At 39.7% G+C, this 21,074-nt stretch carries 20 protein-coding genes; 8 read left to right on the top strand and 12 right to left on the bottom strand.

Features of this window, described 5'->3' with window-relative positions:
* Nucleotides 1-242: 242 nt before the first annotated feature.
* Entirely contained in the window at nucleotides 243-2,156 is a 1,914-nt protein-coding gene (locus HRT96_RS00100; protein WP_293150453.1) for a methyl-accepting chemotaxis protein, read from the top strand.
* A 66-nt stretch (nucleotides 2,157-2,222) separates the two neighbouring features.
* On the opposite strand, the gene HRT96_RS00095 is transcribed toward HRT96_RS00100, so the two are convergent.
* The 6 genes from HRT96_RS00095 to HRT96_RS00070 form a co-directional block, all read right to left on the bottom strand.
* Complete coding sequence (locus HRT96_RS00095; protein ID WP_293150450.1) at nucleotides 2,223-2,996, bottom strand: EAL domain-containing protein; 774 nt, start codon at nucleotides 2,994-2,996, stop codon at nucleotides 2,223-2,225.
* Nucleotides 2,997-3,161: 165 nt separating this feature from the next.
* On the bottom strand, nucleotides 3,162-4,625 hold the full coding sequence (locus HRT96_RS00090; RefSeq protein ID WP_293150447.1) for a diaminobutyrate--2-oxoglutarate transaminase family protein: 1,464 nt from the start codon (nucleotides 4,623-4,625) through the stop codon (nucleotides 3,162-3,164).
* Between the two features lie 53 nt (nucleotides 4,626-4,678).
* Nucleotides 4,679-5,848 carry a carboxynorspermidine decarboxylase gene (gene nspC / locus HRT96_RS00085; RefSeq protein ID WP_293150596.1) on the bottom strand — a complete coding sequence of 390 codons (1,170 nt, stop codon included), beginning with the start codon at nucleotides 5,846-5,848 and terminating at the stop codon, nucleotides 4,679-4,681.
* Between the two features lie 2 nt (nucleotides 5,849-5,850).
* The gene (locus HRT96_RS00080; protein ID WP_006034442.1) at nucleotides 5,851-7,068 is read right to left on the bottom strand and encodes a carboxynorspermidine synthase; all 1,218 of its coding nucleotides are present in this window, start codon (nucleotides 7,066-7,068) and stop codon (nucleotides 5,851-5,853) included.
* A 127-nt stretch (nucleotides 7,069-7,195) separates the two neighbouring features.
* A complete protein-coding gene (locus HRT96_RS00075; RefSeq protein ID WP_293150593.1) occupies nucleotides 7,196-8,710 on the bottom strand; it encodes an aspartate aminotransferase family protein in 1,515 nt (504 codons plus the stop codon).
* Between the two features lie 385 nt (nucleotides 8,711-9,095).
* On the bottom strand, nucleotides 9,096-9,854 hold the full coding sequence (locus tag HRT96_RS00070) for a helix-turn-helix transcriptional regulator (protein ID WP_293150441.1): 759 nt from the start codon (nucleotides 9,852-9,854) through the stop codon (nucleotides 9,096-9,098).
* A gap of 125 nt (nucleotides 9,855-9,979) precedes the next feature.
* On the opposite strand from HRT96_RS00070, the gene HRT96_RS00065 reads away from it, so the two are divergent.
* Complete coding sequence (locus HRT96_RS00065; protein ID WP_293150438.1) at nucleotides 9,980-10,861, top strand: hypothetical protein; 882 nt, start codon at nucleotides 9,980-9,982, stop codon at nucleotides 10,859-10,861.
* A 3-nt stretch (nucleotides 10,862-10,864) separates the two neighbouring features.
* On the opposite strand, the gene HRT96_RS00060 is transcribed toward HRT96_RS00065, so the two are convergent.
* Both HRT96_RS00060 and HRT96_RS00055 read right to left on the bottom strand, forming a co-directional pair.
* Nucleotides 10,865-11,995: a DNA alkylation repair protein gene (locus tag HRT96_RS00060; protein WP_293150435.1), complete on the bottom strand. Its 1,131-nt coding sequence runs from the start codon at nucleotides 11,993-11,995 to the stop codon at nucleotides 10,865-10,867.
* A gap of 165 nt (nucleotides 11,996-12,160) precedes the next feature.
* Nucleotides 12,161-12,574 (bottom strand): RidA family protein, encoded by a 414-nt coding sequence (locus HRT96_RS00055; protein ID WP_293150432.1) that lies wholly within the window; start codon nucleotides 12,572-12,574, stop codon nucleotides 12,161-12,163.
* Between the two features lie 230 nt (nucleotides 12,575-12,804).
* Here HRT96_RS00055 and HRT96_RS00050 point away from each other — a divergent pair, with 230 nt between their 5' ends.
* Both HRT96_RS00050 and HRT96_RS00045 read left to right on the top strand, forming a co-directional pair.
* On the top strand, nucleotides 12,805-13,254 hold the full coding sequence (locus tag HRT96_RS00050) for an SMI1/KNR4 family protein (RefSeq protein WP_293137928.1): 450 nt from the start codon (nucleotides 12,805-12,807) through the stop codon (nucleotides 13,252-13,254).
* A gap of 275 nt (nucleotides 13,255-13,529) precedes the next feature.
* Nucleotides 13,530-14,099 (top strand): NnrU family protein, encoded by a 570-nt coding sequence (locus HRT96_RS00045; RefSeq protein WP_293150429.1) that lies wholly within the window; start codon nucleotides 13,530-13,532, stop codon nucleotides 14,097-14,099.
* Between the two features lie 235 nt (nucleotides 14,100-14,334).
* On the opposite strand, the gene HRT96_RS00040 is transcribed toward HRT96_RS00045, so the two are convergent.
* Nucleotides 14,335-15,249: an alpha/beta hydrolase gene (locus HRT96_RS00040; RefSeq protein WP_293150427.1), complete on the bottom strand. Its 915-nt coding sequence runs from the start codon at nucleotides 15,247-15,249 to the stop codon at nucleotides 14,335-14,337.
* Between the two features lie 79 nt (nucleotides 15,250-15,328).
* Nucleotides 15,329-16,285 (bottom strand): alpha/beta fold hydrolase, encoded by a 957-nt coding sequence (locus HRT96_RS00035; RefSeq protein ID WP_293150424.1) that lies wholly within the window; start codon nucleotides 16,283-16,285, stop codon nucleotides 15,329-15,331.
* 202 nt (nucleotides 16,286-16,487) lie between these two features.
* Here HRT96_RS00035 and HRT96_RS00030 point away from each other — a divergent pair, with 202 nt between their 5' ends.
* From HRT96_RS00030 to HRT96_RS00015, 4 genes are all read left to right on the top strand, one after another.
* Nucleotides 16,488-16,712, top strand: a complete 225-nt coding sequence (locus HRT96_RS00030; RefSeq protein ID WP_293150421.1) for a DUF368 domain-containing protein — start codon at nucleotides 16,488-16,490, stop codon at nucleotides 16,710-16,712.
* A gap of 254 nt (nucleotides 16,713-16,966) precedes the next feature.
* Entirely contained in the window at nucleotides 16,967-17,458 is a 492-nt protein-coding gene (locus HRT96_RS00025; protein WP_293150418.1) for a prepilin-type N-terminal cleavage/methylation domain-containing protein, read from the top strand.
* 234 nt (nucleotides 17,459-17,692) lie between these two features.
* Entirely contained in the window at nucleotides 17,693-18,322 is a 630-nt protein-coding gene (locus HRT96_RS00020; RefSeq protein WP_293150415.1) for a hypothetical protein, read from the top strand.
* A 112-nt stretch (nucleotides 18,323-18,434) separates the two neighbouring features.
* Complete coding sequence (locus tag HRT96_RS00015) at nucleotides 18,435-18,884, top strand: SMI1/KNR4 family protein (protein ID WP_293150412.1); 450 nt, start codon at nucleotides 18,435-18,437, stop codon at nucleotides 18,882-18,884.
* 6 nt (nucleotides 18,885-18,890) lie between these two features.
* Here HRT96_RS00015 and HRT96_RS00010 read toward each other — a convergent pair whose 3' ends face one another.
* Together HRT96_RS00010 and HRT96_RS00005 are read right to left on the bottom strand one after the other, a co-directional pair.
* Nucleotides 18,891-19,520 carry a LysE family translocator gene (locus HRT96_RS00010; protein ID WP_293150409.1) on the bottom strand — a complete coding sequence of 210 codons (630 nt, stop codon included), beginning with the start codon at nucleotides 19,518-19,520 and terminating at the stop codon, nucleotides 18,891-18,893.
* A gap of 310 nt (nucleotides 19,521-19,830) precedes the next feature.
* Complete coding sequence (locus HRT96_RS00005) at nucleotides 19,831-20,967, bottom strand: hypothetical protein (RefSeq protein ID WP_293150406.1); 1,137 nt, start codon at nucleotides 20,965-20,967, stop codon at nucleotides 19,831-19,833.
* Between the last annotated feature and the right edge of the window lie 107 nt (nucleotides 20,968-21,074).

Below are 21,074 nucleotides of genomic sequence, written 5' to 3'. Positions count from 1 at the left end.
CAATTTAAACCAAAGCAACTTCGATACAATATATTAAGAATCATAGCTTTATATAGCCGTAAAGATTGACTTGGAGTGATAATAAAGCATTTAACGCCAATGTTAACGTTATAAACACCAACAAAACCCTACCCGAATTTTCATATGAATGATAGCATGTTAGAAAACTGCAATAATCTGAATATATATTGGCAAATCAGCTAAATAGCAATATTTATAACTATTAAAGGATATAAACTCACGTGGATTTTCTATCAAGTTTTAAAGGGCGAATAATATCTGTCATTATTCTACTCTTAATAATCACCTTAACTATTTCTAACTTATTTTCTTACCGCCAGTTATCTTCTTCGATGTCGAGTAATATCAACGACTACTCTATATTAAAAGTTGATACCACATCGGCAAAAATTAATACTTGGTTCCAAACAATTAAAGACGGTTTGATTGCAACGGCACCCGATTTTGCCCAACCACGTAGTGACGAGCAGATACACTTAATGGTACGACAAATCACCGCTGCTACTAAAGCCAGTGACATCGTGGTTGGTTTTGCCGATGGCCGATCTTATGGCGCTGCAAGTGGCAAGCGAGATTTAGCTAGTTATGATCCCCGTACGCGCGATTGGTATACCCTAGCACAACAAAAACGCACTACAGTTGTAACTGCAATGTATAAAGATGCGCTAACTAAGCAATTACTTATCAGTATTGCTGCCCCGTTTTATAAAAATGGTCAACTTGAAGGTGTACTGCTTGCCGATATCGAGCTAGGCGTTTTGAATGATATGGTTCGTGCGTCTGCATTTGCCAACGCGGTAACAAGCTTACACGATAATCAAGGTACTACAATCGCGTCAACAGCACAGATCCGCAACCCAGGACAAAGTAAGTTAGCTGACGAAATGGGCTATGCGCAATTACAACAAGAGATACTCAGTAAAGATGAAGGCGTAACAAACTTCACTGTTAATGGTGCAGATAAAGTGAGTTACTTTGAAAGCATCAAGCTAGATGATTCGATGAGTTGGCATTTACTCATCACAATAGACCAATCTGCTCACTACGCCACAGTGCAAGAACTATTAGAAGACAGCATATTCAGTGCCATACTGCTTATTCTTGTGGCATCGGCGATTGTATATGCCGCACTTAATCGATTATACCGTCCAATTCTGGCGTTAAAGTCAACGATTGTAGACCTTGCTCAAGGCAACGCAGATTTAACACAACGCTTAGCGGTAAACAGTAATGATGATTTGGGTCAGATTGCTGAAGCGGTAAATCGATTCGTGAGCAACTTACAAGCAATGATGTTAGAGATATCACAGTCGACAGATCATATTTCTTCAGGTATTGAACAATTAAGATCGCAAACTGAACACAACAATACGGTATTAATCGACCACGCGAGTGAAACAGACCAGGTTGTTGTAGCGATAACAGAAATGAGTTCTACCGCTGATAGCGTTGCCCAAAATGCGGCTCAATCTGCAACCTTTACTCAGCAATCTGCAGACGAAGCACGTAAATCAAAAACTGTTGTAGAAGGCGCTGTGCACGGTGTGGCAGACTTAGTTAATGAAGTTGAAGCGATGGCTCTCAACATTCAAACAATGAATGAAGACACCGATAGGATCAGCTCTGTATTGAGTGTGATTGGCGAAATTGCAGACCAGACTAACTTACTGGCATTAAATGCGGCGATTGAAGCTGCACGCGCTGGTGAACAAGGCCGTGGTTTTGCGGTTGTAGCTGATGAAGTTCGTACGCTAGCAGCACGCACACAGCAAAGTACCTCTGAAATTAACGAGATGCTTACACGTTTACGTAATGGCGCTGATATGGTTGTTCGTGCGATGGACATCACCAAAGCCAGTTGTCAACAAACAGCCGAAACTACAGCCAGTGTTAATGATAACCTCGATTCAATGACCGACTCTGTCATGCAGATTAATGATCTGGGTATTCAAATAGCAACTGCAGCAGAAGAACAGAGCTCAGTAACGGAAGAGATCAACCGTAACATGACCATGATCCAAGGGATGGTAAATCAACTAACCCAGAACGGTGAGAAGACTATGGACAGTACACGTAATCTAGCCAGTTCAAATGAACAGTTAGTGGCGATTGTTAGTCAGTTTAAACTGAAATAATACCGTATAAATATAAGATTACTTATGTAACTTGCTCGGCCCTTGCTTATATTAAGGGCCGATGTATTAAAGGCCGAAACTCGGTGCAGATACAAATTGTGGTTTAAATAGAAATCCTTGAACATAATCAATATTTAATGCTTTTGCAAATACCAGATCCTCATCCGTTTCAACCCCCTCCAAAATTGTTTTCTTTCCGGCCTCTTGAGCGTAAGAAATTAACGCTTTAATTAGCAGTAGAAAACTTGAATTGTGTTTATTCAATACCACAAAACGATCGAACTTTATAAAATCAACTTGCTCTAATACTGCGGTCGACAGCATAGACTGGTCATTACAGATATCATCAAGCGCAGTTCTTATATTATATGACGCCATTAACTTGATCATGTTCAGGCTCATTTTGGCATCGTTTATTTCTGAATTTTCAATTAACTCTACCACTATTTCATTATCCCTATGCGCTAAAAACAATCGAATGAAAGGGTTTAATTCCGTCGCCGTTACCGAATGCTCAGCGACATCGTCGCCATAAGCAAAATAGGAGTCTTGATCTAAATTAACGAATAATTTGAAATTTTTAGGAGCATGTTTAAGCTGTAATTTTTTCTGTGCTAATTCCACCTGAAATAGTGATAGCGGATTATGATGCAAAGCTTTATATACGTGATCAGGGGGAATTGGATTGTTTGCTTCGTCATAAAATCGAGACAAAGCTTCATAAGCAAAAACCTCAAGTGTTTCAACCGCAATAATAGGCTGATACTCAACACCATAATTCTTTGCTTTTAATATATATAATAGTAGTTTAGGTGGTAAAGTTGGCGCTATATTAGTCAAATCTGTTAACTCTGGCTTAAAAACGATTTAGTATACTAACACCAAATGTTAATAATTCTCAATATCACTACCAATAGTTAGCTCAAAAAATGACAATTAAATTATAAAAAAGGCCTTTAGTTCAGAACTAAAGGCCTATTTATTTACGATTAAATTCTTTATTAATTAAGCAACTGAGTTTATCGCATCGGTTAAAATAGCAACAACCACATCAATTTCTTCTGGTTGGATGATGAGTGGCGGTAACATACGGATAGTCGAACCAAAACGGCCGCCTAACTCGATAATCAAACCACGACGTAATGCCGCTTGTTGAATTTCTTTCGCACGTAGCCCATCTTGTGGCAAGTTACCCAATACATCACGTTCGCCATTAGGATCAACAATTTCGATGCCTAACATCAAACCACGGCCACGCACATCACCGATAACGTTACTGTCAATCGCTTCTAGATCATGTTTTAACTTAGCGCCCATTGCACCCGCATGTAAATGCAGTTGCTCTTGTGCAAGATGACGCATGACCACCAACCCAGATGCCATTGCTAACTGATTACCACGGAATGTACCCGCGTGAGCACCAGGGTTCCATTTATCAAAGTCATTATGATAAATAATCGCGGCTAATGGTTGCCCACCACCTAGCGCTTTAGAAACAACAATCACATCCGGTTCAATATCGGCATGTTCAAATGCAAATACTTTACCTGTACGACCCATACCCGCTTGAATTTCATCAATGATGAGTAGAATTCCGTGACGTTTAGTGATATCACGTAAGCCTTTAAGCCAAGTAGGATCGGCGGGCAGTGAACCAGCCTCGCCCTGCACTGCTTCTACGATAATAGCGGCAGGTTTAGCAACACCCGATTCCGGATCTGTTAGCATGGTCTCGAGTTGATAAAGACTGGTCTTAATCCCTGCTTCACCTAGGCCATAAGGACAGCGAAGTGCATACGGGAATGGCATAATTTGCACATCCGCGCCCGTCATACTCAGTGCTGATTTAGGCCCTAAGTTGCCCATCATCGCTAACGCGCCATGCGTCATGCCATGGTAAGCACCCGAGAATGCGAGAATTGAACGACGACCCGTGGCAATTTTAGCTAACTTCAATGCTGCTTCAACCGCATCGGAACCGCAAGGGCTACACATTTGAATACGTGCATTGTCAGCCATATTACCCGGTAACAAACCCAATAATTGAGTCATAAACTCATCTTTAATTGGCGTCATCAGATCTAATGTTTGCATTGGTACTTCTGATTGCACCGCTTCAATCAAAGCTGCTGTCACATCGGGGTGACTATGGCCAAGCGCTAACGTACCCGCAGCAGCTAAACAATCAATAAAGATCTGTTGTTCAGTATCTTCAACAAAGATACCTTGACCGCGTTTAAGCGCAAATGGCAAACGACGCGGATAACTGCGAGCATTTGATTCACGCTGTTCTTGGCGTTGTAAATAGCTATTAGTCGCCAGCACGCGTGCTGGCTGACTAAGAAACGAAGTCAGATTTAACGCAACAGGCGCTGGTGCGCGCGTCACTGGTTTATCGTTATTCATTTCTGTCACATAATTTAAAACTTCGCTCACGGCGTTTCCAACCTTCTTTGATCTTTTATTCATAATTGCCACCTTGTGAAAGGTATCAGTCATATTGTTACTTACACTTGGCAAGATTACCCTTGGCCCAGTGTCGCCTTGAAATCCTGATAATTAAATTGATTCAGGGTTTCTATTTTACCTTCAACACCATTACTACCAACACGCTTATAGTAGATACTTGGCATTTTTAGGCCGTTAAACCAGTTCAGTTTCACCATGGTATAACCTGCTGAATCTTTGATGGTTAAACGATCGCCAACTTGTAATGGTTGTGGAAAATTGGCTTCACCAAATATATCCCCCGCCAAACATGAACAGCTACCAATAATATAAGGGTGCTGACCATCTTCAGTTGCTTGTGCAAAACTCGCCGGTTCGTTATAGATAAGCGTATCTAAACGATGCGCTTCGGTTGCACTGTCAACAATCGCCGTTTTCTTATCGTTTTCAACAATATCTAATACCGATACAACAAGGTCTGTGGTATCTGTAATAACAGCTTCACCCGGTTCAAGATATAGTTGTACTTGGTGTTTTTCAGCAAAGGCTTTAAGTGCTAATGCTAATTCTGCCACTGGATAGCCAGGATAAGTGAAAAACAAACCGCCACCCAGACTCACCCATGAAACTTGATCCAAGTGTGCTGAAAACTGTTCTGAAATAGTAGTCAAGATCTTGTTATAAGCAACAAAGTCTTTATTTTCACAGTTCATGTGGAACATCAAACCATCAAGTTTAGCCACTGTTTCCGCAGTTAGTCCCGCTTGTTTAACCCCTAAACGAGAATAAGCACGCGCGGGATCGGCAAGATCCTGTCCTGCATAGCTCACTTCTGGATTGATGCGTAAACCAACACTGCTTGAAGCGGGCAACAAAGGCTGCATACGCTCAAGTTGTGATACCGAGTTAAAAATAATTTTATCGGCAATATCACGCACAGCAATTACATCATCTTCGCTGTAACCCACGCTATAAGCATGTGTTTCACCGGGGAATGTTTCGTGACCAAGCTGTACTTCGTACGGGCCACTGCTGGTTGTACCGTCTAGGTATTTACTGATAGTGTTGAATGTTCCCCAAGTAGAGAAACACTTCAACGCCAACACCAGTTTTACACCAGACAGATCTTTTAACTGCTTGCAGATCTCAAGATTGCGCAACAAGTTATCTTCATGGATCATGAAATAAGGTGTTTTCAGAGGCGTGCTAGACGCCTCTGTTTGCATAGCTTTAGCAGCCGGCATTATTAGCATTCCAACTCTTGAACTTCCCACGTTAGACCAATGCGCGGCATCAAGTCTAAGAAGTCATCAGGGTTAAGCTGTTCTACATTGAACAAACCAACGTCGCTCCACTTACCTTGGAAGTAAAGTAATGCGGCAGTGATTGCAGGCACGCCCGTAGTGTAAGAAATCGCTTGATGCTCAACTTCTTTGTATGCTTCTTCATGGTCACAAATGTTGTATACGAATACGCTACGTGGCTTGCCACCTTTGGTACCACGAACCCAAGTACCGATACATGTTTTACCTGTGTAACCAGCAGCAAGTGATGTTGGATCCGGTAAGATAGCTTTCAATACTTTAAGTGGTTCAACCGTAATACCGTCTGTAGTTGTAACAGGTACTTGGCTTAATAGACCAATGTCACGCATTACGTTGAAGTAGTTTAGGTAGTTATCAGAGAAACCCATCCAGAATTCAATGCGTTTTGCAGGAATGAACTCTGCTAATGAACGTACTTCATCGTGCGCCATTGAGTAAACTTTTTGCTGACCAACAACTGGGAAATCAAATTCCATTACACGGCTGTGGCAAGGCACTTGGTGCCATTCTTTGTTTTCAAAGTAGAACGAATCGCCTAAGATCTCTAACATGTTTGTTTCTGGATCAAAGTTAGTTGCAAAGCGTTGACCGTGATCACCCGCGTTTACGTCCATTACGTCGATGCTATCGATTTCATCAAACAAGTGCTTGTAAGCATATGTTGCGAACACGCTTACTACGCCTGGATCAAAACCAGCACCAAGAATACCTGTGATACCGGCTTTTTCGAAGTCTTCACGGAATGCCCATTGTGGATCGTAAGCTTCTGGTACTTGCTGGCCTTCACTACATAGATCCGTTGCTACAGATGTATCTAGGTAAGCCGTTTTCGTTGCGACACACGCGGCCATGATTGCGACGTTAACCCACGGAGGACCAGCATTGATTACTAAATCTGGATTTACTTCTTCAATTAATGCAATAAGTGCTTCTTTGTTATCAACGTTGATTTGACGTGATACTAAGCTACGGCTCTTGTCTTTTAAGTTGTCACGGTTGTGCACACTCGTGATGATCTTGTCACATTTAGCGATTGTACGTGATGCGATAGTGATATCACCAAACACGTCATTGTTTTGTGCACATTTATGCGCAATAACCCAACCAACACCACCAGCACCAATTTGTAATACAGACATATCTATTCCTTAAACTTATTCTTTTTTGTTATTTATTAATTAGCGTTTAGATTCAATATCTAAACAGCCTATCCTGTCACTAATTGGCGTATTCAAGAAACGCCAACCAGTGTTATCTTTGCTTTGTCTACTTGATATAATCTTGCTCTGCTGCAAAATCAGCGATCTTGGTAAACAAGCTTTGAAAATCATTTAACTGCAAGCATGGATTCAAAATCGTCAGTTTTAGACAGGTATAACCATTGATTTTGGTTTCGCCTAATACGGCTTGCCCTGCTGTTAACAGATCTAAACGTAAACGTTGATTGATCACGCTGACTTCATCTTCATGCTCAATCGTCACGTCGTCGTTGTATCTAAACAACACGGTACTTAATTGCGGTTGCGCTAACAGTTCAAACTTGTCCGTTGCTGTTACTAACGCTGCTACATCTTGAGTCAAGCTAATGAGGTGATCGTACATCGCACCAAATTTATCTGTCCCCAAAGCTTGCATAGACATCAGTAGCTTTAACGCATCAAAACGCTTGGTCGTGGCAATGGATTTATCAACCAAATTTGGCAGTTCATCCGTTTCACGATTTAAATAATCGGCATGATGCAGCAAGTATTTAAAATTGTGTTTATCACGGATCAATAATGCGCCACAGCTAATCGGTTGGAAGAATAACTTGTGGAAATCGGTGCTAATCGAATCAGCTAGCTCAATACCCGCTAAACGGTCTCTGTGCGAGCTTAAGATCAATGCCCCGCCATATGCACCATCAACGTGGAACCACATGCTGTGCTGTTCGCTGATAGCCGCAATGGCTTGCAGATCATCAATCGCGCCAAGGTCAGTGGTACCCGCAGTACCAACCACGCAGAACGGGATCAAGTCTTGAGATTGTAAATCAGCAATCGTTGCAGTTAACGCGTTCATATCTAAACGACCAAATTCATCGGTCGCGACAGTTACAACAGCACGCTCACCCAGCCCCATTAACGATGCTGATTTTTGCACCGTAAAATGACTGGTTTGCGAACATAGGATGCGTAATTTTTTGGCGTAACTTGGTAAACCGTCTTTTTGAACGCTTTCACCCGAGATCTGTTCTACCGCACGATCACGTGCTAATAATAGCCCCATTAAATTACTTTGCGTACCACCACTGGTAAATACACCATCAGCGCCATTACTTGTCGCTGACTGTTCCAGGTTATAACCAAATAGTTCACATAACCAATCTGTCATTTTCTGTTCTACGTAAGTAGCAGAAGACGCTTGGTCCCATGAATCCATAGATTGATTTAATGCCGAAATAATCGTTTCAGCCGCTAATGCTGGGATTAACGGTGGCGTGTGTAAATGTGCAATACAATGCGGGTGCTGCACAATAATTGAGTTTTTACCGATTAGGTCAACGTTATTCGAAATGATGTCTGCCAAGGGGGCAATCGGTGCTTTGCCAATTGGCATTGCCTTGATCAGCTCATTCAATTGCGCTGGTTCCAACCCTGAATACGGCGCATCAATCGCCGTAATCATTGTCGAAAGTTGTTGTGCGGTATGCGAGATCGCATTCAAATAATGTGGTTCTGCAGTCGGATCTATATTTACAAATACATCAGACCAATCATTGTGTTGTTTTGAGTTTGTCATCATTCTTCAGCTTGAAATAAAATACATATTTAATTGTTTATCTCTAAAGTGTGTAATTACAAATATAACAATTGCGATTCACAATTTAATAAATAACGAGAGATGTTAAATTCTAGGCGGCAAAGCAAATAGCTCGCGCTAATCAGAGATCAGAAGTACGGTAGGGAAATACGAAATGTGTGATTGATGGTTTGTATCACTGTATTAAAAGTCCATATAAAAACAAAATAATCGAGTCACTCGATTTGATGACGGCAATTTAATTTAAATGTAATCAAGATGCAAGTTTTTTATGCCATCAGCAATATAAATTAATCTGTAAATACAAGCGGGTTTGGTTATATCAACTATAAAGATAACAATATATAGGTATACTCAATACGTTCTAAACTTTAAAGGTTGGCACTTTAAAGTAACTAGCAAGGTCAAAAGGCGTTGTGGTCGCAACCAATTTAAACGGTTTCAGTTCTTCTGTCGGATAAAACATTTGATCTAATGTGGCTTGTTGCTGAAAGCGAAAATACAGATTATCGACTTCTTGATAGAACTGCTTACTACTGGCCTCACTTAATAACCGACTCGCGGAGTAAAATGGATAATTAGTCCCTGTATGTGAAGAGATCGCCTCTTTGATAAAACGCTGATTAACCCTGACTAATGTCTGATGCATAGGCCCATCAGAGCGCCACTTAATCGGTCGGTTTACAACAAAGTAAAAGTGGTTGCCTTGTCCTAGTCTAATCAACGACAATTTTTCTAACTCTCGTAAATATAAATATATATCCGTTTGCTGTAAGTTATTTTGTGACGCTATCGTTTTTAAATCAAAATCGCTAATCAGTAGCATAAAGAACGACATCAACCCAGGGTTATCCACCAGCGCAGATTCTATTTCGATAGACAGTACTGTTGGCTCAGTTGGGCGATTACTGGATAACTCAACTAAGTCGGTAAAATTAACCCCGATCGCTTTACAGATATCCATTAATCGACTTAGCTTACAATCTTGCTCTTTAAATAACCGTTTAATGGTGGGTTCTGACGTATCCATCAATTCGGCAAGATCGCGATAACGCAGCCCTTGTGATTTTAAAACTTGTTTAAGCGTACTAAATAGCCCGGTACGTTGTCGTTGTTCATCCATAATCTGATCCTAAAGTTAACAATAAGTATCAATTCCTAATACTCAGCTAAGCACACATTGAATTGTGCTCAACTATTGATAACCTAATTAACGTGCTTAATCAACAAACCAAAAGGAACTGAACCATGAGCCAGTGGAATAAAATAAAGAAAACGGCGTTAACCCTCTCGATTATTGCGGCATCCCTGACGAGTTACGCCGCCAATGCCCAGCAACCCCAATGGACAATAGATAACTTAGATCAACCAGAGTCTGTGGTCACCAGCATTGATGGACAATTTATCTATATCAGTAACATCAACGGCCAGCCAATGGAACTCAATGGTCAAGGTTACATCAGTATCGCCAATATAGACGGAAAAATGGTGGACCAGCATTGGCTTAAAGGACTGGATGCTCCAAAGGGATTAGCAGTATCTGGCCAATATTTATATGTCGCTGATATGCAAAAACTAGTCGAGATAAATACTACAACTGGCAAAGTAGAAAACACATATAAAGCGCCAAACGCTAAAATGCTCAACGATGTGACAGCCACTACTGATGGGTCGATTTATGTAAGCGATTTACTTGAAGGCACAATCTATCGCCTCCAAAATGGTCAGTTTGAAGCTTGGTTTAAAAGCACTGCATTACCTCATCCTAACGGCTTATATGCACAGCAAGGTGAGTTGTTAGTGGGCAGTTGGGGCAAAGGAATGAACAGTGATTTTTCGACAGCTGAACTCGGTTCACTATTACGATTAAACATTGCAGAACAGCAGTTATCGACAGTACCAACCGGATATAAACTTGGTAATCTCGACGGTGTCATTGTGACAGCGGATAAGTCTATCTATGTCAGTGATTGGCTCACCGGTGAACTGTTTAAACTGCAAGGAAAAGAACGTAAGTTAGTCTTAAGTTTGAAACCGGGCTTAGCGGATATAGGTGCCAACAAACAATATCTGTTCACACCTATGATGATGGATAATGAAGTTAACGCATGGAAACTAAGTGATTTTTAATCATTAGCCTCCATCTGTTAATTCAAAACTAACCAGCGCCTCTTTTTCGGTACTGGTCCTACTTTCCTGGCCATTAATAATAATGGCCAATTTATGACTCCCCAAATGAAACACACGAGTGCTGATCACTTTAAAGCTTTGATGACGAGTTATGTGTTCTTGCGCATTCGCAGCTATCACGCGTTCGCTAATTTTAAAGACTTTCCGTGTCAAACTGCCATTTTTTTTCAGATAATACAGGCCGTATTCCAGACGCAGTTTTTGCGCCTGATGGCTGGTATTTTCAATCGAGAAGTTAAACGTGAGCTTATCCCCTACTTCCACGATAGGCGTTGCTATCGCCATTGCGGTGAGCTTTATTTGGTCTTGTTGAAAGCCAAACAATGCCATGATCTCTGGCTGAGCTTGTTTAAGTAAAGTACGGCACGCATGTTTAACGAGTTTATCTGTCTGCGCATTATGACCTAACCACTGCGTTGCTATCTGCACCACGGCATCACTGTTGTCTTTAGCAATATCATTTAAGTTATTCGCCACACTGCGTCTAACGACTTCACAGTCATCTTGTTTCAATGCAGTTAATATGGGGAGCAAAGGCGTAGGATCATGTTTTAATGTGGGCAGTGCCATCGCCCAAGGCAGTCGAGGCCGAGAACCTTCACTCGCTAAGCGGCGTACATGGCGACTTTCGTGTGTAGTCCATGCCAGCATCTGCGCTAACATCTTGGTAGGGTAACGTATGATGAAAGGTCTAACCGCGAATTCACAGCTGGTATATTGAGTCACAGATTCAAAGCCATCTACAGCACTGTCATAATCATCCAGACCATAAATTTCGATATAAGCAGGCAGACACATGTATTCAATGCTTTGTTCTTTAATCCCCTGCTCCCGCAGCTCACCAATAATCAATTTGAGTACGACCACAGCGTCACTGAAATCTACCGGCATAAAGTGATTCAACACTTCAGCGGTATGATACATACGCTGCTTTAGTTCATAATCCACAAAGCTATCATCAAAGATCATCTGGTTAAATTTAACCGAATCAAACTCAGGTATTACCTTGGTTAATACACCCGATAACTTGTCATAAAATACAGGGCAATAAACGTCTTTAAATAACTCAGCCATAAGAAAATTTCCATCCTAATCATAATCAATGCAGCGCTTTATAAAAGTACATAAATAAACAAAACTATATAATAAGCACGGTTAAATTAAAATGCTGAGAAGGTATTGTTATGACAAGGCAGCATGTTTTTATATGTATTAACCAATATCAATTCATGACTCATATTACCTTGCCAACATCATTTCATATTCAACCATCATATTTTCCATCCCTAAACGTTGAACATAACGCAATGTACCGGTTGCGGGTTTAACCTCGACATCAGCCAGAAACGCTTCCCACACGCCCGCTATTTCACCAAATTGTTCGCCACTGATTTCATTGACAAATGTCCAATCAGTGCGCACGATATCATTAATACTGAACCCTGCGTCTTCCAGGAAACCCTTCATCTGTGCAAGAATAAGACGTGTCTGCGCAACAGGGTCTCCGGGATGTTGGGTGATAAATTGCGGGTTGCAGTCGGCATGACCAGTGACAAAAAATATCTCATCAAAATCGCTCAACTTTAGTCCCCAACTAAAAGCATTACGCATATCAGGTAAGTTGGTGTTATGAAACGCTTGTTTATTAGCCATGATGTTCTTCCTTGAGTTTTATTCGTGTTGGCCTTGCAGACCCGATAACGCTACTTTGCCAAAATCCAAACATATCGTCCAATTGATGATTTATATAGTATTCATTGGTTATATCAATAATTAATTGAATCGTATGGTTATCCTGTGTATCTTGTTTTCATTATAAAATTAAGACAGTTTTTATCGTCAATCGCGGTAATAAACCGTTAGCGATCTTGGAGTGTTTTTAAATGAATAGCATTGATACATTTGTAAAAAACTGGGGCAGTAAAAACGCCATGGTACCAATAAATGATGATGATATTGCAGAGCTTGAATCAAAGTTAAATGGTTTTTTACCTGAGTCATATAAATATTTAATATCTACCTATGGCTTGGTCCACACGCCAAACGTGTTAACTAAGATTTGTGATTTGAATTCCGATATTTCTGAAGTGCAAGATTTCCTAAGCCTAGAAGATATCTCTTCACTGTCTCAGTTATATGAAATGAGCGGTATGCCAAAGGGGCATATTTTGTTTGCATCTGATTGTAAGGGCAACATGTTTTGTTTCAAACTGAGCAATTGTATAAGCCAGCAAACAGATGCACCCGTCTGGTTTTATGACCATGGTGCTTGTACCGTGACGCAAGTATCAGATTCTTTCACTCAATGGCTAGACCAGTTCAATGAACTTTAACTGTGAATCGGATATGTTTTGGTTCGCAAACAGAGTTTACCTTCCCTCATATGTAGGATAGGAACGACTGCCTCAGAAAGTGCGACGGCTTGGTTGCTTCAATATGACCATTAAGGTTATCTACAAAAAATGTTTAATCGTTTATTTCCTTAAAAAACACGTTGTTGTGATCTTATCCTACTTTTAATTGCGCGCAATTTGATTTTACACAACATTCATAACGTTGAACAAGGTTATCGTGAGTTTTAATTTGCAGACTTAGAAGGAAATATTTTATGTTGAGTTTAATCACAGGCTTATTCCTATTTCTCGGAATTCATTCAATATCAATCATTGCTGAAGATTTCAGAAACAGAATGGCCGCGAAAAGCGAGAACGGATGGAAAATTATCTATTCACTCATATCCGTTGTAGGTATCGTACTTATTGCCAAAGGCTATGCTGCACTTCGACTCGAGCCTGTACTTGTGTATGTACCACCTTACTGGTTAAAGCATCTGACTTACTTGTTGATGCTGCCAGCTATGGTACTTTTTGTCGCTCCTTACCTCCCGGGAAAAATAAAACAAGTAACCAAGCATCCCCAGCTAATCGCGGTAAAACTATGGGCATTCAGCCATCTGCTAGTAAATGGCATGCTGGCCGATGTCATACTTTTCGGGGCGTTTATAATCTGGGCTGGTGTTGCTAGGATCTCGATGAAAAAGAGAACGCCACGCGTCATTCCAGGACTTAAATCGAACGGAATAAACGACATTATTGCTATCATTATTGGCGTTATTTTAACCGGCGTATTTATATTTTATCTACATCCATTATTGATCGGCATGCCGTTGTCGATTTAAGCTGTTCACATTAAAAATCATCTGGTTATAGTAGCTAGTACCATCCTAACTGCCCCCCACTCTAGTGTTTCTCTGGCGTTACCTAAACGCATTATCAATGAGGCAATTGGGGGAAACTGGAGAAGATGCGGCAGTTAAAATTTTACCTTATTAGCCATAAACGAATTGAGTTAATTCACTGTGCCACTGCAAGATCATCGATAAATGAGTAAGCAAGTGGCCAGCAATTTGTTTTTTAGTGAGAGCTCAACCAATTATAGATCTTTTTATTAACTAGATCAGGCGAAGACTGCATAAACCAATGACCTCCAGGTACAACTTCAACTTGCCCCTTATTCTGTTCTTGTAGCTCTTTTTCCCAGCTTTTAGCATGGAACCAGACCTTTTTGTCCTTCCCGTACATGAAAAGGAAAGGCGTGCCATAATCTTTTATCTCTGTCGCTTTTGTTGTGTTTTTCGTCAATACAGAGTTCCACAAATGCCAGTATGGATAAGTCATTCGGGGATCTGAACGCAAATCGGCGATTGTTTTATTAGGGTCCACATCTTCAATTTTTAAAATTTTGTCCGCAGTATATAGTGCTAACTTATCGCCTAAAAATTCAGGTAAAGTCCAAGCAACGGCAAGTGCAAAGGTATATTTAACATTGATGGTTGGTCGTTTCTCATCGCCAAAACTACCGATGTCAAATAGCACCAGTCTATCTACTAAGTCATTTTTCTTAAGATACTGAGAAGCATAGACAGCGCCCCAGTCGTGAGCCAGAACGGTGACATGTTCCTTATTTAAACCTTTAATAAAGGCGTTCATTATCATTCGGATCTGTTTTATATTGTAATGAGGTCTTTCTCCATTATCTTCTAACTCAAACCCAGGTAACGTGAATCTAGCAATCGAATAATCATCTTTAAAATATTCAACCTGCTTGTCCCAAAGCTCCAAACTGTCAGGGTAGCCATGGATAAACACTAAGGTCTCTTCACCGTCACCATCAAATTTGACTTCAAGGTTTTTTACTATATTGGGAAGATTTTTCTGAAATTCCGCATCAGATATAGGACCTGTAAAGGCAAATGTGTAAATGAGGTAGAGAATGGGAGAAAGTACAACGAGTACAATCAACAATAATCTAATTATAATTTTTTTCATATATATCCTTTTATTTTCAAATCTGGTTTAAAAAGACCAAGCAGGTGTTTATCTTTGTATAAGCTAATTAAATTGAAACCTATCTATACTTAGCTAAATGATCTAACAAGTGGCCTGTCAGTTCTTGATATTTTTCCTGGATAATCCAGTGGCCGGCATCCATTTCGATAAATTTATAGTCAGCTTCGACATAATTTTTAGTGTCATCTACGCCAGAACGCTTAAGCGCATGATCTTGATTTCCCCAAATAAACGTAACTGGCACGTTCACTTTGCCAACATCTAAACCATTTGTGAATACAGCAAAGTTGGCTCGATACCAGTTGATGGCACTTGTCAGGGCTTTCTCCTGACCAAGAATACCAACGTAGTGTTCAATTTCAGCTGCGTCATGCTGTGACCAAATAGATCTTAAACGCTCATAATCATTTTTCGCCATCATGAATTCAGGTAAGATCGGTTTCTGAAAGAAACGGATGTAAGCACTCGATTCATATTGTGCTGTATCTTCACGATACGCTTTACCGAAAGCATCAATATGTGGAACAGAAATAGCCGCATAGCTGATCACACGATCAGGGTTTTCTGCCGCAACCTGCCAACCTACCGCTGCGCCCCAGTCATGACCAATTAAATGAAATTGTTTTAATTCGAGCTGATCGGCAATCGCAATGACATCTGAAGTCAGGTATTTCAATTGATATTGTTCAACGTCATCAGGTCGAGCACCGGCGCTGTAACCACGCTGATTTGGTGCAATAGCGTAATAGCCCTGTGCAGTGAGCTCGTCCATGAATTTGTCCCACATCACTGCTGACTCTGGGAATCCGTGGAGCAATATAACCGGTGTCCCCGTTTTGTCTCCACGTATATCAACCGCAAAACTAAGACCATTCGCTTCAATGATTGTATAACCTTTAGGGTCTGCTGCTGGAAGATTACCGTTTCCGATTTGAGTGGCATATAACATGACGCCAGCCAATGCACATGCAGAGACAACCGCTAAGATTAAGAGTGTTTTTGTGATTTTATTCACTTGTAGTTCCTTTTATAGTAAATACAAATAGAGTAATAGCTCTATTTATATTTATACACTTTGCAATAATCGATGTAAAGCTACGCCAGATTAAAGAAGCTTTAATTATTGATTTTGTTACATTTGTCACAGGCATAGTCGGCAGAAGTCACAGGGCGAGTTGGTAGCGAGACTGACTTTATAACGGATGATTAGCTAATGCATGGATGCTGCACAGTCACCCGATTCCACTGTGGTCGTGCTTGCTGGTATTGCTTTTGCTTATAGTATTATCGTACTGCTACCGCTTAATCTGGAGCCTACCTCGATCAACATATTACTTGCTGGCTCAATTGCGATCTGTGCCATGATCTTACCGGGTATTTCAGGTAGTTTCGAGCAAGTGATGATTTATATAGTATTCATTGTTTATAAGAATGTAATTTGATAATGCACCTAATCATCAATACGAAATTATCTATGGCTGACCTGCCGTTCGAGTTAATGCCGCGACGGCGTTTACTACAAAATCATGTAATTCTGTTTACACAAAATAAAATAAGTACAAATATTGTATTTTAAATACCATAAAAATTTGTAAGGAAGTGTAATTTTCATTATTGTTACACCAACAAAAAAGTATTAGGCAAGATTACGCGTAATACACAACTAGCAATAATCACTTAAAAATGAGTCGTCTACATGTCAAATAGAAATATCAACACGGGTTTTACGCTAATAGAACTCGTTATCGTGATTATAATTTTGGGTATACTGGCCGCTACGGCAATCCCTAAATTTATTGATATTTCAAGAGATGCGTGTATCAGTGTTTTAGAGTCAATTGCGGGAAGTATGAGAAGTGTTTCTTCTTCAGTACATATGAAAGGTATAATACAGAACACGCCAGATACAGGACCAGATTCGCTAAGGGCTATCCAAACTAATTTAGGACCGGTTGATTCATGGTATAAATACCCTGAAAGCAAAGGCGAACAAGGTGTTGGTCTTGGAATTGTTGAATTAATATCCCTCGACGCTGAAGATATTCAAGTTTTTAGCGAAGACAGATCAGATCCAGATTGCTGGTTTATTAAGGTCGGCTATGATGAATCCGTTTGTTATGTTCAATATAAAGAAGCATGCAGTAGCAGTATTCCCCCAGAAATATTTGTAGATTCAACTGGTTGCTAATGGGTAGATAACATTCTAGATTCAGACTAATTACTTTTTAATACCTTGTTATTAAAGAGTAATTTCATACCTCACTTCCCTTTAACACTCCAAGCTTTATCGGTACTATGTGCCTATCTATGAGACTTTCTTATCGGCCAAACCTGTAAAGATCTTCGTACATCCACTTACGACGAACACAAGGAAGAATGCCTTTAATGAATGTCATTCAATTGGCAGGAGTAAGAATCTAAAATGGACGTTATTTGCACCCAATGTAAAATAAAAATTGAAACCGAAGACATCAATGTAGCTAAAGATACCGCCTACTGTTCGAGCTGCCAAAACCTCTTAATCCTATCGTCTATACTAGAAAAACAGCCCAACAACAATTTTGATATTACCCAACCAGTAAGTGGCATCAAAGTGGAAGATAACGGCTATAACTGGTCAATGGAGGCCTCAAATAGAAGTATAACTGCGATTTTCCTCGTCCCCTTCACACTCGTTTGGGCTGGAGGATCTCTTTCTGGGATATACGGTTCTCAGCTAATCAATGGTGAATTCGATCCAAGTCTATCTTTGTTTGGCTTGCCTTTCCTACTAGGAAGTATTGTCTTAATGACTCTTACATTAATGAATATATTTGGTCGAACATGTGTCCGTAATGAGAATGGCAAGGCGCTTATCTTTATAGGTATAGGTTCATTTGGCTGGTACCGAAGATTTGACTGGAAAAATATAGACCAAGTGAAAGAAGTCAATTTACATAAAAATAGACATTTGTCATTAGAAGGGAATAAAAGACTTAACTTAGGCTGGGGGTTAAGCAGCGAAAAACGCTATTTCATGTCTAATTTTCTTAGATCAAAATTAAAAAAGTAATAATAAATTGAATGATTTACTCATCATCTGTATCTTGCTTTCATTATTAAATTAAGACAATTTTCATCGTGAATCACGGTAATGTACCGTTAACGGTCTTGGAGTATTTAAAATGAACAGCATTGATACATTTGTAAAAAACTGGGGCAGTAAAAACGCCATGGTACCAATCAATACTCAGGATATTACAGAGCTTGAATCAAAATTACAGGGTATTTTACCTGACTCATATAAATATTTAATATCTACATATGGCTTAGTTCACACGCCAAATGTATTAACTAAAATTTGCGATTTGAATTCCGATATTTCTGAAGTACAAGATTTCTTAAGCCTGGAAGATGTCGCTTCACTATCACAACTATATGAAATGAGTGGCATGCCAAAGGGGCATATTTTGTTTGCATCGGATTGTAAGGGTAACATGTTCTGTTTCAAACTTAGCGATTGTGCAAGTCAGCAAACAGATGCGCCAGTCTGGTTTTTTAACTATGGAGCTTGTACCGTTACGCAAGTATCAAGCTCTTTCACTCAATGGCTAGACCAGTTCAACGAGCTTTAAAACACATTACAACCGAGTACTGGCTAAACTCACACCAAAGCTGACAAAGAGTCCACCGCTGACATAATTTAACCATTTAGCTATTCGAGGTGTTGTCAGCAACGCTTTAAGCTTCGTCGCAAACAGAATGACCACAAAAAACCAGCTAGCCACAACCAACGCCTGAACAAGCCCTAACATCATGCTTTGTTCTAAAATATGCTGGGGTGAAATAAATTGAGGGAAGATAGACAGATAGAACAACACAATCTTGGGATTGAGTAAATTTGTTAATAACCCTTTCGTAAAGCTACTGAGCAAAGATGGGTTAATGCTGGGTTTAGTCGGTTCCAATGTTAGCTGAGACAGCTTTAGGCCATTTTTGATATTACTCACGCCCAGCCACAGTAAATAACCTACCCCGAGCCATTTAAAAATATTAAAAGCCACAGCAGACTGAGACAGTAACAGGCTTAACCCTTGTGCAGATACAAAAGCATGGATCAGAAAACCAAAACCAACACCGACTATATTAACGAACGCAAATCGCTTTCCCTGGGCCAATGAGGTATACAAAATGAGCAGTGCATTGGGACCTGGAATTATTGCCAATAAAAAAACGATACCAGCGAAGGCCATCAAAGTATTAATCGTCATTTTGGAACCCTTTAAACATTTCGGCAGTACGCCAAATAATATTTGCAAAGATCGCATTGTATCGCGATTAATAGTTAAATAGCCAGTTACTCTTAACGAATTACACCAGAATTCTGTATATACGTAGACTTATTGCATTGATTGAAAAACCTAACATTCTTCTGTTTCCCCTCTCGTTGTAACATAAAATCGGCCACATGAAGTTTTTTAGTCGCAAGGCAAGTCATTTATGGCAACACCCTTTAACCTGGTTAGAGAACAATGCTCCCTCGCTGTAGATTGAAGCATTTTACATAAATAAACATAATAATCATCGAACATCGTTTGGTTGATCATGAATAAGCGCTAGATAGGGTAGTAATTTACGAGGCGCATCAGAACAAATAAATTCTAATTCTTGACCATCCGACATCTTGATCATTATTGGCTTAGAGGTTAAACACTTACCTCTAACTTCATTGTACATATCAGCTGAATTTTCATCGAAATGATCATATCCGTCAATGCTAACGACTAGCCCAGCTTTAAATTGTTTGCATTTTAGGTCATTGATAAAAAAAACATCCTCTGGCAAATTAAAATCAAAACCACCACAATCAACAATCATCAGATGCTTAAACATATCGGAGGCTAACTGGAAGTTATGATTTTTAGTTGTGACTAAAGTTTCTTTAATGTGCCAGCCAAGAGTCTTAAATTGCTCTATGATTAGGTCGGTTTTGACTAAATTATTTACTAACGAAAATAACGTGTCATTATATTGCTTGTCGCTAAAACGCATGTTCAGTGCTTTAAACCAGTCCTTACTATTATAATATCCAAACTTCTCTCTGTTACTAAAGAGAGTTTCCCATATCTTCATAGCACTTTTGTCACCATAAAATTTATCAACTGAATAATGAATAAATGAGCCGCAATTATAGATCATGTCATTATCATTATTTTCATCTGCTTGTTCAATTGAATATTTCCCCAAACGCGATGCGCAGATGTTCAATGATTCTTCGACTTCTTTATCATAAACCTCTTTACTTATCATCCCTAAATCTAATAACGCTGTATATGCCATATAGTCCGCAGAACCTTCATGCAACCATGATGAACCTTTGTGGGTAAATAAAGATGCATTCCATAAGTGGAAAAGTTCATGTGCAACAAGATAATTCAAACTTAAAAAGTGCGGATCAGTAAAATCACCACTTCCCTTACTTAACGTTAGTTGAACTTGATTACCAAGCAATCCTCCAGCGTAATCTCCAGAAGACGATAACTTAAATTGGTTAATGAAGATAACGTATTTATTCGTCAGCAATTTTCCTGTTACTCTTCCATAATAGTTTGTTAATGCTGAGATGCGCTGTATTATTATTTTGTTCAAATCTTCAGATATGTCATCATCCTTAACAACAATAAAATTATCATATTCAATCGGTTTAATATTCCCCAAATATATGTATTTATCCTTGTCGACGTGATTCCCCCAGTGTCAGAATAGTTGCAATGTTAACTTAAATAAGTTTTCATAATTACCAAAGAAGGTTAAAGAGCAACATA

The sequence above is a fragment of the Moritella sp. genome (assembly GCF_013215705.1).
Taxonomy (GTDB): Bacteria; Pseudomonadota; Gammaproteobacteria; order Enterobacterales; family Moritellaceae; genus Moritella.
This window is presented reverse-complemented; position numbering and strand designations above follow the sequence as displayed.